At 63.0% G+C, this 16857-nt stretch carries 10 protein-coding genes, 1 tRNA gene and 1 pseudogene; 5 read left to right on the top strand and 7 right to left on the bottom strand.

From position 1 onward, the window contains the following. Positions 1-87 precede the first annotated feature (87 nt). Positions 88-1941 (bottom strand): AsmA family protein, encoded by a 1854-nt coding sequence (locus FJ964_RS24950; protein ID WP_140552854.1) that lies wholly within the window; start codon positions 1939-1941, stop codon positions 88-90. A gap of 258 nt (positions 1942-2199) precedes the next feature. Here FJ964_RS24950 and FJ964_RS24945 point away from each other — a divergent pair, with 258 nt between their 5' ends. Then, positions 2200-4170, top strand: a complete 1971-nt coding sequence (locus FJ964_RS24945; protein ID WP_140552853.1) for an acetoacetate--CoA ligase — start codon at positions 2200-2202, stop codon at positions 4168-4170. Between the two features lie 271 nt (positions 4171-4441). On the opposite strand, the gene FJ964_RS24940 is transcribed toward FJ964_RS24945, so the two are convergent. After that, positions 4442-8227: a histidine kinase dimerization/phospho-acceptor domain-containing protein gene (locus FJ964_RS24940; protein WP_140552852.1), complete on the bottom strand. Its 3786-nt coding sequence runs from the start codon at positions 8225-8227 to the stop codon at positions 4442-4444. A gap of 251 nt (positions 8228-8478) precedes the next feature. On the opposite strand from FJ964_RS24940, the gene FJ964_RS24935 reads away from it, so the two are divergent. From FJ964_RS24935 to FJ964_RS24915, 4 genes and pseudogenes are all read left to right on the top strand, one after another. Continuing rightward, positions 8479-8937: a phasin gene (locus FJ964_RS24935; RefSeq protein WP_140552851.1), complete on the top strand. Its 459-nt coding sequence runs from the start codon at positions 8479-8481 to the stop codon at positions 8935-8937. Positions 8938-9275: 338 nt separating this feature from the next. Beyond that, a tRNA-His gene (locus FJ964_RS24930) sits at positions 9276-9352 on the top strand. Positions 9353-9871: 519 nt separating this feature from the next. Then, a pseudogene (locus FJ964_RS24920) lies at positions 9872-11824 on the top strand (AI-2E family transporter). Positions 11825-11870: 46 nt separating this feature from the next. Next, the gene (locus FJ964_RS24915) at positions 11871-12155 is read left to right on the top strand and encodes a hypothetical protein (protein WP_140552850.1); all 285 of its coding nucleotides are present in this window, start codon (positions 11871-11873) and stop codon (positions 12153-12155) included. Positions 12156-12158: 3 nt separating this feature from the next. Here the strand turns inward: FJ964_RS24915 and FJ964_RS24910 are convergent, their stop codons facing one another. From FJ964_RS24910 to FJ964_RS24890, 5 genes are all read right to left on the bottom strand, one after another. Then, on the bottom strand, positions 12159-12839 hold the full coding sequence (locus FJ964_RS24910) for an HAD family phosphatase (protein ID WP_140552849.1): 681 nt from the start codon (positions 12837-12839) through the stop codon (positions 12159-12161). A 26-nt stretch (positions 12840-12865) separates the two neighbouring features. Further along, positions 12866-13651, bottom strand: a complete 786-nt coding sequence (locus FJ964_RS24905; protein WP_140552848.1) for an inositol monophosphatase — start codon at positions 13649-13651, stop codon at positions 12866-12868. Then, the gene (locus FJ964_RS24900; protein WP_140552847.1) at positions 13648-14481 is read right to left on the bottom strand and encodes a phosphodiesterase; all 834 of its coding nucleotides are present in this window, start codon (positions 14479-14481) and stop codon (positions 13648-13650) included. The genes FJ964_RS24905 and FJ964_RS24900 overlap by 4 nt, the downstream gene beginning before the upstream one ends. Before the next feature lie 111 nt (positions 14482-14592). After that, complete coding sequence (locus FJ964_RS24895) at positions 14593-15867, bottom strand: ABC transporter substrate-binding protein (RefSeq protein ID WP_140552846.1); 1275 nt, start codon at positions 15865-15867, stop codon at positions 14593-14595. Between the two features lie 120 nt (positions 15868-15987). Beyond that, positions 15988-16848: a carbohydrate ABC transporter permease gene (locus FJ964_RS24890; protein WP_140552872.1), complete on the bottom strand. Its 861-nt coding sequence runs from the start codon at positions 16846-16848 to the stop codon at positions 15988-15990. Positions 16849-16857: the final 9 nt, after the last annotated feature.

The raw sequence follows: 16857 nt of genomic DNA, 5'->3' as shown, positions 1-16857 counted from the left end.
GATCCCGAAAAGCAAGCACAGGCTTTCGCGGACAAACGGTTCGGTTTGTCCAGAGATCATGCTTGAACAAAGAGGCCGAAAGGCTGCTTATTCGCCCGACACGCCGCGGTTGATCGGCGAAATGAACGGCGTGCTCCATGTCCCGCCAACGAAGAAGGACGATTGCTTGGGGCCTTGCTGGCCATTTGCCTGCGTGGCGACCTGGTCCGGCTGGATGACACCGCCCGACAGCGCCAGCCCCCGTCCGGCATAGGAGGCGATGCCGGAAAGCCAGATCTTGTACTTCGCCGAATTGGCCTCGGCCTTGTCCAGTCTCGCCACGCCCTTCGAGATGGTTGCCTTCAGTTCGGCGCCATCGATCGGCAGCGTCCCGTCCGAGACGTCATCGAGCGCGAAGAAGCCGCCCTGTTCGGTATGCTTGAGAAAGGCCGGCAGGTTGAACTTGCTGAGCGCGCCTGGCCCGAAGGTCGCCGAAACCGAGCCGTCGGCGGTTTCGAAGATCGAGTCCCAGGTCCTGCCGGGCCCTTTGAGGATGACGGACACGGTCCCCGTGCCGACCGGCACCAGCCGCGTCATCCCGGCCGCCGTGCCGAAAGCGCCGCCATCGATATCGGAAGCCAACAGCCGGATCTCGACCTGGCTGCCCTCGGGCTTGCGGTCGAAACGAAGGCTGCTCTGGATATTGCCGCCAAAGGCAGAGGCGTCGGAAATGTCGAAAACGGACAGGCCGTCCTTGACCTGGGCCGTGGCGGCGACGTCGGCAAGCTGGATGGAGCCTGCCGTGGCGTGCGCCGCCGACAGCCGGAGGTCCAGATTGACCCGGTCGGCGAAATTCGTGTCGGCTTCGCTTGGACCTGCGCCGCTTGCCGGTCCGAGCGGCGTGAAGGCGGACAGGAACGACCTCAAATCGAGCGTGTCGAAGGCGAGCGTGCCGGAGATCACCGGCTGTGTGTCGCCGAGCGACAGGTCCAGGGCACCCATTCCCGGGTTATTGTCGAGGGAGAGTGCGGTGTTTTCGAATTTGACCCGCCCGGCCGTCGCGGTCACCTTGCTCGAGACGCTGACGGAGCCGATCGCGGCGCCCGGCGCGATATCGGCCTGCGACCATTCAAGCACGCGGCGCAGCGAGGGCGCCGAAAACTTGGCCTGGCCGTCGAGATAGGCGTTTTCGGACATGCTGGCCATGCCGTCGAAAGAGAAGGTGGCGGGCGCGGCCTTGAAGGACAGCGTCAGCGGCGCCATGCCTCCGGCAAACAACACCAGCGGCTTCGGCGATGCGGCGTCCACGGCGACGCTTTCGCCGCGCCAGATGCCGGTCGCCGAGAGCGTCGCATTGCTGTTCATAGCCGCCCATGCTGCCTGGCCGCTCAGGCTGCTCAGCACCTCTTCGTCCTTCCCGTTGACGGACGCCACCATGCGGCCGTCCCTGAACTCCACCGTGCCGAAAGTGTCGGCCGGCAGCTTGTCAAGATCGGGCTTGGCGGGATCCGCACCGACCACGCCGCGCGCCACGTCGATGGCGCGTGCGATGCGGCCGCCGGTCGGAGCGGTGGGCAGGAACAGGCCGCTCGCAGTGCGCTGGACCCTGATCGTCGGCCGCACCAGCCGCGCCGTGGAAAACACCACGTCGCCGCGCAGCGCCGCCATGGCCGAGAGGTCGACCTCGACCCGTTCAGCCTCGACGACCGGCGGTGCGTCGACGTCGGTCCACTTGGAAAGCGTCACATCCGTCAGGATCGCCCGGAAGTTCGGCCAGACCTCGATGCGCGGCGAGCCTTCGATGGCGACCCGGAAACCGCTCCAGGCACTTAATTCCCAAGCGATGCGATCGCGCACGATGCGCGTCGAAGCGATGAGCGGCAGGGCGGCGATCACCAGCGCGACGACGATCACGGCAGCGCCGATCGCCCATGTTCCGCGTCGGATCAAAGATGATGGCATATCGCCCCGTATGCTTTCGTTCCGACAAAGATCGTCCGGCGGGTGTAAACCCGGTCGTCACCAGGACTTCCAGTCGTCACCACGACTTCCAGTTGTCACCACGACTTCTAGTCGTCACTACGACTTAGGGCCGACGCATTTCAAGTCTTTATGGCCCGGCGATGGCATTTGCGCACATCTGGGCGCCTCGGCCGAACAAAATCTTGCTCTGCTGCGGCGCAATATGCATAAGCGATGGCGATCCTGGGAGGACCCATCATGGCTGCCGAAGTACCACTCTGGACCCCAACGCAGGACCAGATCGACGCTGCGCCGCTGACCGCCTTCATGAAGGCCGCCGCGGCAAAGAGCGGCATGCCCCTGACCTCCTATGCCGACCTTCACCGCTGGTCGGTGGAGGATCGCGAAACGTTCTGGAGCCTGGTCTGGGATTTCTGTGGCATCGTCGGCGACAACGGCAGCGCCGGAGGCGGGCGCGTGCTTGTCGATGGCGAGAAGATGCCGGGAGCGGCCTTCTTTCCCGGCGCGACGCTGAATTTCGCCGAGAACCTCCTGAGGAAGACCGGAGCCGGAGAAGCGATCGTATTTCGCGGCGAGGACAAGGTCGAGCGCCGGCTGTCCTGGAACGAACTGCATGCGCTCACCTCGCGCTTCCAGCAGCTCTTCCTGTCGCTCAAGGTCAAGAAGGGCGACCGTATCGCTGCGATGATGCCCAACATGCCGGAAACGGTCGCCGCCATGCTCGCGACCGCCTCTATCGGCGCGGTGTGGTCGTCCTGCTCCCCCGATTTCGGCGAGCAGGGCGTGCTCGACCGGTTCGGGCAGATCGAACCCGTCGTCTTCATAGCGCCCGACGGCTATTGGTACAACGGCAAGGCGATCGAGGTCGCCGACAAGGTCCGCGCGGTGGCCGCCAAACTGGGCACCGTTCGCAAGGTGGTGGTCGTCGACTATCTCGGCACCTCGGCCGATATCGCCGATACAATCGACAAGGCCGTGGCGATGGAAGAGGCGCTGTCGCCCTTCGCCGTCAGGCAGGTCGCCTTCGAGCGGCTGCCGTTTTCGCATCCGCTCTACATCCTGTTCTCGTCCGGAACCACCGGTATTCCCAAATGCATCGTCCATTCGGCCGGCGGAACGCTGATCCAGCACCTCAAGGAACACCGCCTGCACGCAGGCTTGCTCGACGGCGACCGCTTCTTCTACTTCACCACCTGCGGCTGGATGATGTGGAACTGGCTGGTGTCGGGCCTCGCTTCGGGCGCGACGCTGCTGCTCTATGACGGCTCGCCCTTCTACCCCAACGGCAATGCGCTGTTCGATTTCGCCGATGCCGAGAAGATGACCTTCTTCGGCACCTCGGCGAAATTCATCGATTCGGTACGCAAGGCCGGCCTCAAGCCGATCCGCAGCCATGACCTGTCCACCGTGCGCGCCATCTCCTCGACGGGCTCGCCGCTGTCGCCCGAGGATTTCCGCTTCGTCTACGACGGCATCAAGAAGGACGTGCATCTGGCATCGGTCTCCGGGGGCACCGACATCGTTTCCTGCTTCGTCCTCGGCGTCCCGACCGAACCGGTATGGACCGGGGAGATCCAGGGACCAGGCCTCGGCCTTGCCGTCGACGTCTGGGACGACGACGGCAAGCCGGTCAGGCAGGAGAAAGGCGAACTGGTCTGCACCAAGGCGTTCCCGGCAATGCCGATCGGCTTCTGGAACGACCCCGAGGGCAAGAAATACCGGGCCGCCTATTTCGAGCGCTTCGACAATGTCTGGTGCCATGGCGACTTCGCCGAGTGGACCGCTCATGGCGGCATGATCATCCACGGCCGCTCCGACGCGACGCTCAATCCGGGTGGGGTGCGCATCGGCACGGCGGAGATCTACAATCAGGTCGAGCAGATGCCGGAAATCCTGGAGGCGCTCTGTATCGGCCAGGATTTCGACAATGACGTACGCGTGGTGCTGTTCGTGCGGCTGGCCGCCGGCCTTCAGCTCGACGAGGATCTGGAGAAGCGCATCCGGGCGAAAATCCGCGCCGGCGCCAGCCCGCGCCACGTGCCGGCCAGGATCGTCGCCGTGTCAGACATTCCGCGCACCAAATCGGGCAAGATCACCGAGCTTGCGGTGCGCGATGTCGTGCATGGCCGTGCCATCAAGAACAAGGAGGCGCTCGCCAATCCCGAGGCGCTCGAGCTGTTCAGAAACCTGCCGCAATTGGCCGAGTGACCGCCCGCCCGGCATGGTTAATCAAATCTGCCGCGCGAATTTACCTAGATTTCACGAGTGGTACACATTCGTAAATCTTTTCGGTACCCGGTAAGGACTTGTTAAGGCCCGGCGCCGATAGTCGCACGTAACTTGAGGGAGAAATCCCGTTCCTCAGCCCCCGGAGGATCTGAATTCGCTCAAGCCCCCGTTGTGACAGCAAATCCCATCTTTCAAGGCGTCCTGTTGGGCGCCTTTTCTTTTTCGGGCGGCTGGACGGACGGGAGCTTGCCTATTCCGCAAGCACGCGCGTCGATGGGAACGCGATCTCGACCAGGGTTCCTTCGCCTGGCGTCGAGGTGATGATGAAGCGGGCGCGGTTCGCTTCAACCATCGCCTTGGTCAACGGCAGGCCGAGACCGGTGCCGTCGCCGCGCCCACGCTTCAATGCATTGATCTGTTTGAACGGCTTCAACGCCTGCTCGATCTCGGCTTGGCTCATGCCGATGCCCGTGTCGCGCACGCGCATGACGACATCGCCCGAGGTCTCATAGGCCGTCGAGACGATCACCTGGCCGCCGGCCTGGGTGTAGCGGATGGCGTTCGACAGGATGTTGAGGGCGATCTGGCGCACGCTGCGCAGGTCCGCCACCACTTCCGGCAGCCGCGACGCGAAGCTGGAGCGGATGATGACGCGCTCGCGATTGGCCTGCGGCTGCATCATCGCCACGGTCTCGGCCAGCGTGTCGTTGAGCGACACCGCTTCATAGGCCATTTCCTGCTGGCCGGCCTCGATCTTGGAGATGTCGAGAAGATCGTTGACGAGATCGAGCACATGATTGCCCGATCGGTTGATATCGCGCAGATAATCGCGGTAACGGTCATTGGCCACCGGCCCGAACTTCTCGTCCACCATCAGTTCGGAAAAGCCGATGATGGCATTGAGTGGCGTGCGGATCTCGTGGCTGATGCGGGCGAGGAAATCCGTCTTCTGCGAGGAGGCGCGCTCGGCCACCGCACGCGCCTGGGTCAGGTCCTCTTCGGCCCGCTTCCACTGGGTGATGTCGCGCACCACCGCGCAAAAGCCGCTGTCGTTGGGCAGCCGGCCGATGGTCATGAACAGCGGAATGAAACGGCCCTGCGCCTCTCGGCCGATCACTTCGCGGCCGTCGTTCAGGACGCTCGCCACGCCGGGCTCGGACAGGCCGTCGAGATAGTCGCGCGCCGCGCGCTGGCTTTCGATGGCGAACAGCGAGGCGAACGGCTTGCCGGTCACGTCGTCGCTGTCGAAGCCGAACAGCGCCTCGGCTGGACGGCTTATGGAACGGATCGCGCCGTCACGGCCGATCAGCACGACGCCGTCGGTGGCGGTATCGATGATGGTGCGCATCTCGGCGATGCGCGCCTTGAGCTCGGAAATATCGGGCTGCGCCTGCTCGTCGCCGGCCGGTTGCAGTGCCGCCGGTGCCTCATCCTCGCCCGAACGGCGCACCACCAGCATCAGCGCCTTGCCATCGCGCCACGGAACCGAGCGCAGGATAGCCTCGATCGGAAATTCCTGCCCGCCATGCGTCTTCAGCCGCAACGCCCGGTCGGCGCCCTCGGCGGCGCCGTCATGGCCATAGGGATCGGCAAACAGCGCGCCCAGCCCGCCGGCATCCGCCAGTTCATCGAGCGTCTCGTAGCCTGTCAGCACGAGAAATTCCTCGTTGGCGTAATGAAGTTCATCCCCGGAATGGATGAGCAGCGGCACGGGCAGCTTGCTCAGGAGCGTGGTGTCGGGAGCCTTGCTCTCGTCTCCGACCGCAAAGGCCGACGGCACGAACCCTTCGAGCTTGAGCGGAGGCACTCTGAGACGTGGCCGCTCGACCGGAGCCTCCACCGCGTCGCTTGTGCCGGCGGCCCCCTCGGCGGTTGCGGCCTGCTCATCGGATGCGGACGCTTCCTCGTCCCCGACCCAGTCCTCATTGTCCTCGGCATCGCGAAAATCGGCTGATGTCATGCTCTCGTCGTCGGCAATGTCATCATTCGCGCCGGCGACGACCGGTTCGCCTGCCGCCGCGACGGGCTCTTCGCTCTCCCGTTCCGTCTGCGCCGCCGGTTCGGAAATCGGGGTCTCGCCATCGTTGTTGGCGACGGGCGCTGGTTCCTCGCTCCGCTCGGCATAGTCGAGCAGCGAACCCGTCATCCCGGCTGCCCTGTCGGCGGGCTCCTCATCAGCCACTTTGTCCGGCCGTTCGCCGTCAAGCCGGGCGAGATCATCTGCGTCCTCGGCATCGACATCGGTTTCGGAGGGCTCGGCCGACGCGGCTTCGTCCTTTGGCGCAAGGTTTTTGCGAGCGTCCGCTGGTTTCCCGGACGGCCCCGCCGGCGTTGCCGCCTCCGGTTGCCCGGCATTGTCCGGAGCCGGTCTTTCGGCCTCCGGCTCGGCCGGGCTGCTTTCCTTCTTCAGTCGCTCGCCGATCTCGCGGAAAGCGCTGCGTTCCAGGGTCGAGAGACCCTTGTCGTTGGCCGGCTGGCGATGTTCGGCCAGGCGGATCACCTTGTCGGCAAAGCGGCGTTCGGGCTTCGGCACGATGGTCAGCGCCGGCACCTCGCCGCGGAACGGATCCGATGGCTTCGGCTCCTCGGCCTTCGTCGCCTCAGGCGCGGGTTCGACCGTTTCCGGCGCCTGAGGCGCCTCACTGTTGGGCACCAGCGCCATGCCGATCGCTTCCGGATCGACGATGGCGTCGCCAGCGCGGGCGACGCCGAAACCGCGGAAGCCCTCAAAGGCGCGGCTGCGGCCATAGACCGGCAGGGCCGCCAGATCGACGGGGATCTTCAGGTCGGTGCCGACGACCGGCCACAGCACGGAACGGCCGGACCAGGTGTCGCGCCGCTCCAGGAGACCGGCGATCTCGCCGGACGCATCGAGCCCGAAAGCCGCCGCGACGTCCCTGAAACGCCGGCCGATGACGTCTGCGGCCGGCTTGCCGACGACGTCTGCGAATTCCGGCGACAGCGCGCTGAACCTGCCCTCGGCGTCGGTCCGCCAGACAAAACGCATCGGCGCTGCCGTGCGATCCACGACCCTGGCTGCCGGGGCTGCCGGGACAGCTGAAGGCTGGACATCCTGCTTCGCGTTCTCGGCTGGACCTTCGGCGGTAGCTGGCGAAGTCACGGCTTCGGCGTCCGGCGCGGCTGGGCCGCGCGCATGCCTCCCGTCCTCGCCGGCATTGAAATACCAATGGTCGTGCTGTGCCGGCGTACCGCTTGCCGCCGGATGTCCGGGTTCTGACGCCGCCGGCTCTTGCACGGCCGCTTCGGCAGCGGCTTGTGCCTCCGGTTCCGAGATATCCTTGGCGACGGCCTGTGAGCGGTCACGTCCTTCCGAATGCTCGGCGGCTGAAGTTCCCTCCGCAAGCCCGCCGTCGTCGAGCCTGTTCTCGTCGATCACCACCAGCAAATGCCGCTCAGGCGTCAGTCGGGCGAGCCCCGCCGGATAGGATGTGCCGCCGCCCGGAACCAGCCGCTTGACGATGCGATCGCCCTCATTCGCGACGTCGGCCACCAGTGCGGCCAGCGTCGCGGCCTCGATCCCGAGCTGCGAAAAGCTCTCCGATGCCGCTTCGACATTGCCGCTGGCGTCGATGAAGGCGATGAAATGGCCATCTTCCGTGAAGCCGCTGATGGCCCTGCCGGCGATTTCGGCCGCACTGCGCGAGCCGGTCTGCGCCGCCGGCACCGCCAGCATGATGGCGTTCTCGCCGTCGGGCAGCGTCACAGCGCTTGCAAGGAAGCCGATGGCGCGGCTGGTCATGCCGGTCGCCAGCCTGACCGTGATGCTTCGGTCGCTGCCGATGTCGGGAAATCCACTGGTTGCCATGATCTGGCGGCGGGCGATCAGCGGCAGCCGTGCCTCGGCGCCGATGATGCTTTCGATGTCGGGATAGCCGAACACCGCGGCACCCGGTCCATTAGCCCAGATCACCTGCTCCAGATTCGCCGACAGGATTGCGATCGCGTCGCCGGCGGCGAAGCGCTGGCGGACCGCTTCGAGCACGGCGACGTCGAGAAAGGAATATTCGGACGGCATGCGCTGGCGAAATCCTCATGCAGCGGGCATTTTTGCAGTTAACGCTTTGTTAATAAAAGCCGGCGGCGCGAAGGTCCACAAGCCAGAACGTGCATAGGCCTGAATTTCGGCTCTTGGTTAACGGGCCGAGACGGAATCTATGGTGCAGTGCAACAAAGATATTGCAATGCACAAAAATTGCCTTTATATTGCCATCATACATGAACGAGACGGCTTTCCGTCAAAGCCGCTACCGCTGAAAAGGATGGAAAATGTCCAGGACCAAGACTGCCGAGACCATCGAAAACGTTGAATTCCCGAGCTTTGACGCTTCCAAGGCCACCGACCAGATCCGCGCTTTCGCAGAGAAAGGCGTCGAGCAGTCGAAGGAGGCCTACGCCAAGCTCAAGACTGGCGCCGAGGAGACCCAGAAGGCCCTGGAATCCACATACGAGTCCGCCAAGACCATTTCCAGCGACCTGTCGCTCAAGACCATTGCAGCACTGCGCGCCAATGCCGAAGCGGGCTTTTCGCATCTCGAGGCGCTGATCGGCGCCAAATCGCTGTCGGAAGTCGTGGAGCTGCAGACCGCGTTCCTGCGCAAGCGCGTCGAAATGACCGTCGAGCAGGCCAAGGAGTTCCAGACCGCCGCCTCCAAGGCGGCCGAGGATGTCTCCAAGCCGATCAAGACCGTTTTCGAGAAGGCGATGAAGGACATCAAGGCCGCCTAATATTTGCGCATGATCAGAAGATGTAACAAAAGGTCGCATTTTCTTTGAAATGATCATATGTATGATGGCAGCCATCAACGAATACCCGGTCGGCGGAACCTCCTCCCTCCGCCTCCGGGGTGACCAGCCAGCACCTCCTCCCGCTGGCTCGTAACAGGAAAAGGCCGGCACCTCCTCCCGCCGGCCTTTTTCTTGTCCGCGGATCCGCTTCCATGTGGGCAAGTGACCTTTGCTTTGCAAAAGCCTTGAATTAAAATCCATAAGCCCGTAAGGACGCATCGCCGAACGACAGAGCGCTCGAGGGGACTTATGTCCACCGATCCCGCTCAGGCAAACGTGCCGTTGTAGCTCAGCTGGTTAGAGCGCCGGATTGTGGATCCGGAGGTCGCTGGTTCGATCCCAGCCAACGGTACCATCGGCTTTCCTCTGAACAACTGATTTTGCTCGATAAAAATTTTTGACCGCGGACTTCCGGGCTTGCGCTGTAAAGCGACAGCCTGAAGAGGTGCGAGATCCGCAGGATTTCGCGTGGCGAAAGCCTCGAAAGATCTCCGAGATCGAACAGCATGGCCCTGTTGCGGAAGCGGAAATCCAGTAGCAGGCCCGGATCGGAAAAGTTCGTTTACCCAGCGCGGCTGGACAAAAAGGCCTGCGATTCCCATTCGGCTCGCATCGGCGAGAAGCAGGCTGTCGTCCGGGCTTATCTTGGTCGCCGTCGGGAGGGACGCCGCAGATGTTCCGATGATCCACACCCTTCGGCTACATCCCCTGCAAAAGTTCGAGATCATCACACATGCGGTGTAGCGAACCAGGTCATTGGCCAGAAGCTGAGGAGGTGCCAGTATATGGACTAGCGCGCCCTTTGCGCGGTTAGGCCATGGCCGTCCTCTAAATCGCGAGATTGCAGATAGGTCCCATCATGCCCCCTGCTTTTATGACATCGAAGTTGGCAACCGTCGTGGCGATGATTGCTACCGTCGCCATTCTTTACGTCGCCAAGGAGGTCCTGCTGCCATTGGCAATAGCGGTCCTTCTCACATTTGCGTTGGCGCCGATTGTTTCTTTGCTCCGAAAGTTGAAGCTGCCGCGAATGATCGCTGTGCTTGGCGCGGTTGCATCGGCCTTCGTCCTCGTGTCGCTGTTCAGCCTGATCGTTGCCACGCAGGTGAGCCAGGTCGCACAGGACATTCCGACATACCAATCCAACATCCTCGAGAAGATTCGGACCTTGAAAGAGACGGGATCCGAAGACGGCCTTATCAGCCGGCTCGGCAAGGTATTCGAACGCGTCAACACTGAAATAAACAAATCCCAATCCAACGAGCAAGCGGATGTGGAGCAAACCACGAAGCAGCAGGATCCGCTTCTGGTTCAGATATTCTCGCCCCAGCGTCCGATAGAGACGCTGAGGAACATCATCGAGCCGCTGATCGGACCACTCGCCACGACCGGCCTTGTCATCATCGTGGTGATTTTCATGCTGCTAGAGCGCGAAGAATTGCGGGATCGATTCATTCGCCTTGTGGGCTACAGCGATCTCCATCGCACGACCCAGGCATTGCAGGATGCAGGCAGTCGCGTTGGACAATATCTGCTCATGCAATTGGTCGTGAACATCGTCTACGGCGTCCCCCTTGCAATAGGTCTTTGGTTTCTTGGCATTCCCAACGCCCTGCTATGGGGCATGTTGGCCGTTGTCTTGCGGTTCGTACCCTTTATCGGTCCGGTTATCGCGGCGGTGATACCTTTGTTTCTTGCCTTCGCAGTGGCTCCCGGCTGGAGCTTACTGGTATGGACTGGCGCTCTCTTCATCTTGGCAGAGCTTGTAATCAGCAACGTCGTCGAGCCCTGGCTCTACGGCTCGCACACGGGCCTCTCGCCGCTGGCGATCATCGTAGCCGCCGTTTTCTGGGCTTGGCTATGGGGCCCGGTCGGCTTGGTGCTGTCGACGCCGTTGACCGTCTGCCTTGTCGTGCTTGGACGGCACGTGCCCCAGTTCGAATTCCTGCAGATCCTGTTTGGCGATGAGCCGGTGCTTGACCCGAAGGAGCGTCTGTAGCAGCGGCTTCTTGCCGATGATATCGACGAAGCCACCGACAACGCGGAAGAAATGCTCGAGGAGAAATACCTGATCGAGTTCCACAGCACTGTTGCGATTCCGGCGTTGCTGCTTGGTGAACAGGACCGGGCTCGGGGCGCGCTGACGGCAAGTCAGTTGGCGAACCTTGCCGAAAACGCCCGCACCCTGGTGGCCAACCTCAACGAGATCGCCGCGGAGGAAGAAGAAGAGGAAGAAGACGAGCACGCGGAAAAAGAGGGCGCGAGCGCAGATCCGGGCGAAGAGGATGAGGATCAAGCCGAGTTTGCGCCTGATCTCCCGGATGGTGCTGGGAAGTCAGTGCTGTGTATCGGCGGGCGCGGAGACCTCGACGATGTGGCCGCTGCGATGCTCGCGCAGGTCATTTCGATCGAGGGTGCGGATTGCGTGGCCGCGAGCCACCGTGACCTCCTCCCCGCGCGGATCCGGAAACTTCCGCTTGAAGCTCGCGACGCAGTCGTCGTGGGCTTCCTCAACCGCGATTCATTCAAACACGCGGTGTTCGTCGTGAGGCGCTTGAGGCGACTCGCACCGCGTGCACGCATCGGAATCGCGCTCTGGCACGATCCCCATGACAAGCCCAGGGAGGATGCGGCGGCCCTCGCCGAGCAATTGGAAGCGGACTTTGTTGCGTTCAATGTGGTCGACTGCGTGACGGGTGCGCTTTCAAACGAAGAACGGCGTCAAGTGAAAAAGAGAAAGCAGAGAAATCTAAGGCGGCCTCGCGTTCGTCAAGGCGTGGCGGCGGCGGTGCAATTGGACGATTCGTTGGCTCAGCCGGTGCGGTGATCGTCAACGGCACGGCTCTTTTTGGACCAACTTCGGCTACCTGACAATGATCGTGTTAGCGGTACCTCTGGTACCGGTCGAAAGTTCGCTGGCAAACGCACACTTCAACGTGTTTCATGCGGTCCAAGGTAATGCAGAAGTCGGCCGGATTGATGTCGGAGCTCGGCGAAGGCACCATGTTTTATCGATGGACGACGTGATCCTGAAACCCTCACACTCAATTACGGAATCCTGTCCATCTGTTACATTCGGCGACGCGGCGCTTTCGACGGTGTTCGAGCAGGAAAGGGCGGTGCCGGATCATCTGCTGCCCGGCTTTCGCTGGGCCTGAAATCTAAACGGAGACGGGCGCGATCAGCTCCAGAGAAACGAGTTCGCGCTCGACTTCGTCCCAGTCGGCGCAGATGGTCCGGGCACCGGCCACGCGCAGTTTCTCGGCATGCCCCGGATAGGTGTGGCCGCCGCCGATGAAGCCGATCGCCGTCATGCCGGCGGCGACTGCGCCCTGCACGCCGAAGGGCGAGTCCTCGATAACCGCGCAGCGCTTCGGTTCGACGCTCATCCGTTCCGCGGCGAACAGGAAGATGTCGGGGGCGGGCTTCCCGCGCGCGACCATTGACGATGAGAAAATGTTATCGCCGAAGAATTTCGCGAGCCCCGTGACCGAAAGGCTGTGATGTATCCGCTCCAGCGAGGAGGATGAGGCGACGCAGCGGGGATTGGACAGCCGTTCAAGGAAGGGCTTCAGGCCCGCCATCGGCTGCAGACTTTCGCTGAAGAGCGCTTTCACCTCGTCCCACAAATCCGTGGTTTGATGCTCCTCAAGACGATGGCCGGTCGTGAGCCTGATGCGCTCCAGGATATCGGTCTGCTTCATGCCGACGCATTGCAGGACCGCCTGCGGGTCGAGTTCCATGCCGTGTTTCGAATAGACCCGCCGGTAGGCAAGCGCCGCCAGCGGTTCGCTGTCGACCAGCACGCCGTCGCAGTCGAATATGATCAATGCGTCTTGCATGCTCGCTCCGGTTTGCGCGCCAGGTGTCACAGGCCGCGTAGCGCTTCAAGAAGTTCGTCGTGAATGAGCCCGTTCGAGCCGACCTTCTGCGTGTCCTCGTCTGTGGAGTCGGCACCTGAAAGCGTGGTGACCTTGCCTCCTGCTGCGCGTAGCAGCGGCATGGCAGCCGCGTAGGACACGACGTCGGCCTTGATCGAAACCGCCGCATCAAGCTGGCCGGCGGCGACCATCGAATATTCAAAGGCCCCAGAGACGATGACGCGCACGCCACGCGCGCCGATGCCGAGCCGCCGCACGATCTCTGCGGTGCGCGCCACCTCCTCGGCCGAAAAGTGCGACGTCAGCACGACGGCAATGACCGCATCGGCCAGTCTCGCAGTTGTCGACACATTGGCCATCTTGCCGTTGACGGTCGCGATGCCGTCGCTGGTGTAGTGCGCCTCGAAGCGGGCGGCGGGCGCGACGGTCAGGCCGACCTTCGTCGCACCCTGCTCCTGATAGGCCATGGTGACGGAGAACCACGGCAGGCCGGACGCGTAGTTTATCGTGCCGTCGAGCGGGTCGACGATCCAGCGGCTTTCGCCCAAGGTTCCTGTCGTGCCGGCTTCTTCCGAGAGGATGCAAGCTTGCGGTGTAAGCGCGCGCAGCCCCTCGATGACAATGCGTTCCGAAGCGAGGTCGGCGGCGGTGACAATGTCCAGCCCTTCCTTGCGCGTGACGTCGAGGCGCTCCTCGCGCATCGACATCAACGTCGCGGCTGCCTTGCGTGCGATGGCATCGGCGTCTTTCAGGATTTGATGGTAGTCGCTCATGTCTCGTTTTTCCCGGGGTAGTCGACATCGGTGATGAAATCGTGGGCGGGGCCGAAATCGCCGATCGGGACGACGTGCGAAACGACACCGGTCTGCGGCGACCAGGCGTGCAGGGCGAAAGCTGGCGGTTCGAAGATGAAGCGATTGGGCTCGCCCGGACGAAGATCGAGCGCGACCTGGTGCGCGACGCCCGGCGCGACGAAGCCGACCGTGCCGGCAAAGCGCGTCGTGATGGGCCGGTGATAGTGCCCGCAGGCCACCCGCTCGATTTCGGCATGGGACCTGATCATGTCGCGGAAGCCGTCGCCGACGACGCACATCATGATGTCCATGCCGTGCGCGCCGACGGGAAAGGGCGGATGGTGCATGAAGACGAAGGTTGGGCGGCCGTCGCCCTCGGCGAGACGCTCACCGAGCCAGGCTTCGCGCCGTTCGCAGATCGCACCACCGTCCTCGCCCGGCTGCACCGTGTCCAGCCCGATGAGGCGGACCGGAAGGTCCTCGATCGTATAATGCAGGAAATCCGGCGACTGGCTCAGATAGGGGAATTTCGGCGCCATCACCTCGCGCATTGTCTCACGCCGGTCGTGGTTGCCAGGGATGACGAAGACGGGCATGGGCAGGGCCGACAGCATGTCGGCGACAAGCGCATACTCTTCCGGGCGACCGCAATCGGCGAGATCGCCGGTGACGAGGACGCAATCGGGCGCCGGATCGAGCGCGGCGACGGTCGCGATGGCGCGACGAGTCATGGTGTTGGTCTCGAGACCTTCATAGGCCATCTGGCCGTCGGGTCGGATATGAAAATCGCTGATCTGTGCAATGAGCATCGGAAGGTCCGGCAGTGTGAAGGGAGGGCTGACACAAGAAGGGCGCCACATCGGCGCCACCTTAAAAAAGGCGCGCCAGCCGAAGCCGGCCGGCGCGCGTGGCATGGCGATTTATTTCATGAGTGCCTGTGTTTCGGAGACGAGGCTGTCGAGCCCGTCCTTGATCGATACGTCGCCGCTCATGACCTTGCTGATGATCTCGCGTTGGGTGCGCCAGATGCGGACCGTGTTGCCCGCCGAATAGCCGGGCCACGGGCGCGACAGTGCCATCTGCTTGGCAACGGTGGCGTAATTCGGGTTCGCTTCGTAGAACGGGCCGAGATAGTCGGTCCCGGTGGCGGCCTTGTTGGTCGGGAGGTAACCGCTCATCTTGACGACCTGCTCCTGCGCCTTGGGGCCGGTGACGAATTTAAGGAATTCCCAGGCCGCCTTCTGCTTGGCCGGGTCGGAGGCAGTGATCACCGCCGCGTTGCCGCCTGTGGGCAAGCCACCCTTTTCCTTGTCGTCGACCGGGAAGACCGCGGTACGCAGCTTGAATCGGTCGCCGATCAGGTCGGTATCCTGGCTGAGACGGGCAGGCGTATCGAAGAAGATGCCAATCTGGCCGGCGATAAAGGCCTGGCGCGACTGATCCCAGTCGATCAACGGCATGCCGGCATCGGTGACGAAGCTGCGGAAATATTCCAGCGCCTTCAGGCCGTGCTCGTCGCCGAAGGCCACCTTGCCGTCCTTGGTCAGCTCGCCGCCGCCCTGCATCAGCATGGCGTCCCAGAGCCATTCGTCGGGCCAGTCATGAATATTGTAAGCGAGGCCGGCGATGCCGGAACCGGTGGCCTTGATCTTTTTGGCGAGTTCCATGATGCCCGGCCAGTCGGTGGGCATGTTGTCGGGGTCGCCGCCGGCCTTTTTAACCAGGTCGGCATTGTAGAACATGATCGGCATCGAAGCGTTGAAGGCCAGTCCGTAGAGCTTGCCGTCCACCCGGCCGAGGTCGAGAATGTTGTCGGCGTAGTTGGCGTCGCGCCATTCCTTCGCTTCGGCGTCCATCATCGTGCCGAGGTCCAAGATCTGGTTGCGCGCCTTCAGCTTGCCGACCAGTTCATGCAGGACGTGATAGCCCGAATAATAGACGTCGGGCAGGTTGTTGGTGATGGAGGCCCGCAGCATGGCCTGGTGGCCTTCGTCGTAGCTGGCCGCCGGCGCGCGGAACTGGATCTTGATGTCGGGATGTTCCTTCATGAATTCCGCGGCCAGCGGCTCATGGAACTTCGCGAAGGCCGGGAATGCGTAGTAGACATCGAGCGTCACGGGGGACTGGGCCAGCGCTGTCGACGCCGCTCCCAGCAATACGGCCGAGGCCGCGATGATCTTTGACAAGAATTTCATTAAGGCTTTCCTCCGGTTATGCGATTTGCCCGATGCTCTTGAGGCGATGATGCCGCCTTGCCCCGCGAAAGGTTTAGGGGAACGGCGCGACCGGGCTTCTAGCCGCGCCAGTTGTCAGTTTTATTTCACCCCGGTCATCGTGACGCCCTCGATGAAGCGGCCGCGTGCGAACAGGAACGCGAGCAGGAGTGGCGCGGTCAGGATGGTCGCGGCGGCCGTCAGTGCGCCGTAATTGGTGCCGGCTTCGGCGTCCGAGAAGAACATCATGCCGAGGGGCGGCGGCGCCAGGTTGACGTCGGAGATGACGATTAGCGGCCAATAGAGGTCGTTCCAGTGCGCGACGAAGGAGAACACCGCGAAGGCGGCGATCGCCGGCATGGCGCTGGGCGTGACGATGCGCCACACGATCTCGAACTCGCTCATCCCGTCGAGCCGCGCGGCGTGAATGATGTCGTCGGGGAAGGAACGGAAAAACTGCCTGAACAGGAAGATCGCGAACACTGAGAGGAAGAAGGGCACCATCATGGCGAAATAGGTATTCAGCAGGTCCATTCTCGCCAACGCGATGTAGATCGGCAGCGCCGGCACCTGTTCGGGCACGCATAGGCCGAGCAGGACGAGGACGAAAAGCAGGTTGCGGCCCGGGAACTTCAGCTTGGCCAGCGCGTAGGCGCATGGGATGGCGACCAGAAGCTGGATGAGCAGGATGCCGCCGCACACTATGACGCCGTTGAGTGCGAAGCGCAGCAGCGGCGCACTGGTCAGCGCCATCGCATAATTCTCGAAGCCGTAGAAATGTTTCGGCCAGATCCTGAGCTGGGCGTTGAACACCTCTTCCGGCGGCTTGATCGAGGTCACCAGCATCCACAGGAAAGGCAGGAGAATGAACGCCGCGCCGGTGATCAGGATGCCGTGAGTGATGAACAGAGAGGCGAAGCGCCGGCCGGCGGAGCCAGCTGGTGTGGTTGTTGTGCCCGCCATCGCGGGAGC

The sequence above is a fragment of the Mesorhizobium sp. B2-3-2 genome (assembly GCF_006442295.1).
In the GTDB taxonomy this organism is placed as follows: Bacteria; Pseudomonadota; Alphaproteobacteria; order Rhizobiales; family Rhizobiaceae; genus Mesorhizobium.
Note: the sequence above shows the minus strand (reverse complement) of the source record. Positions and strands in the feature narration are given on the sequence as shown.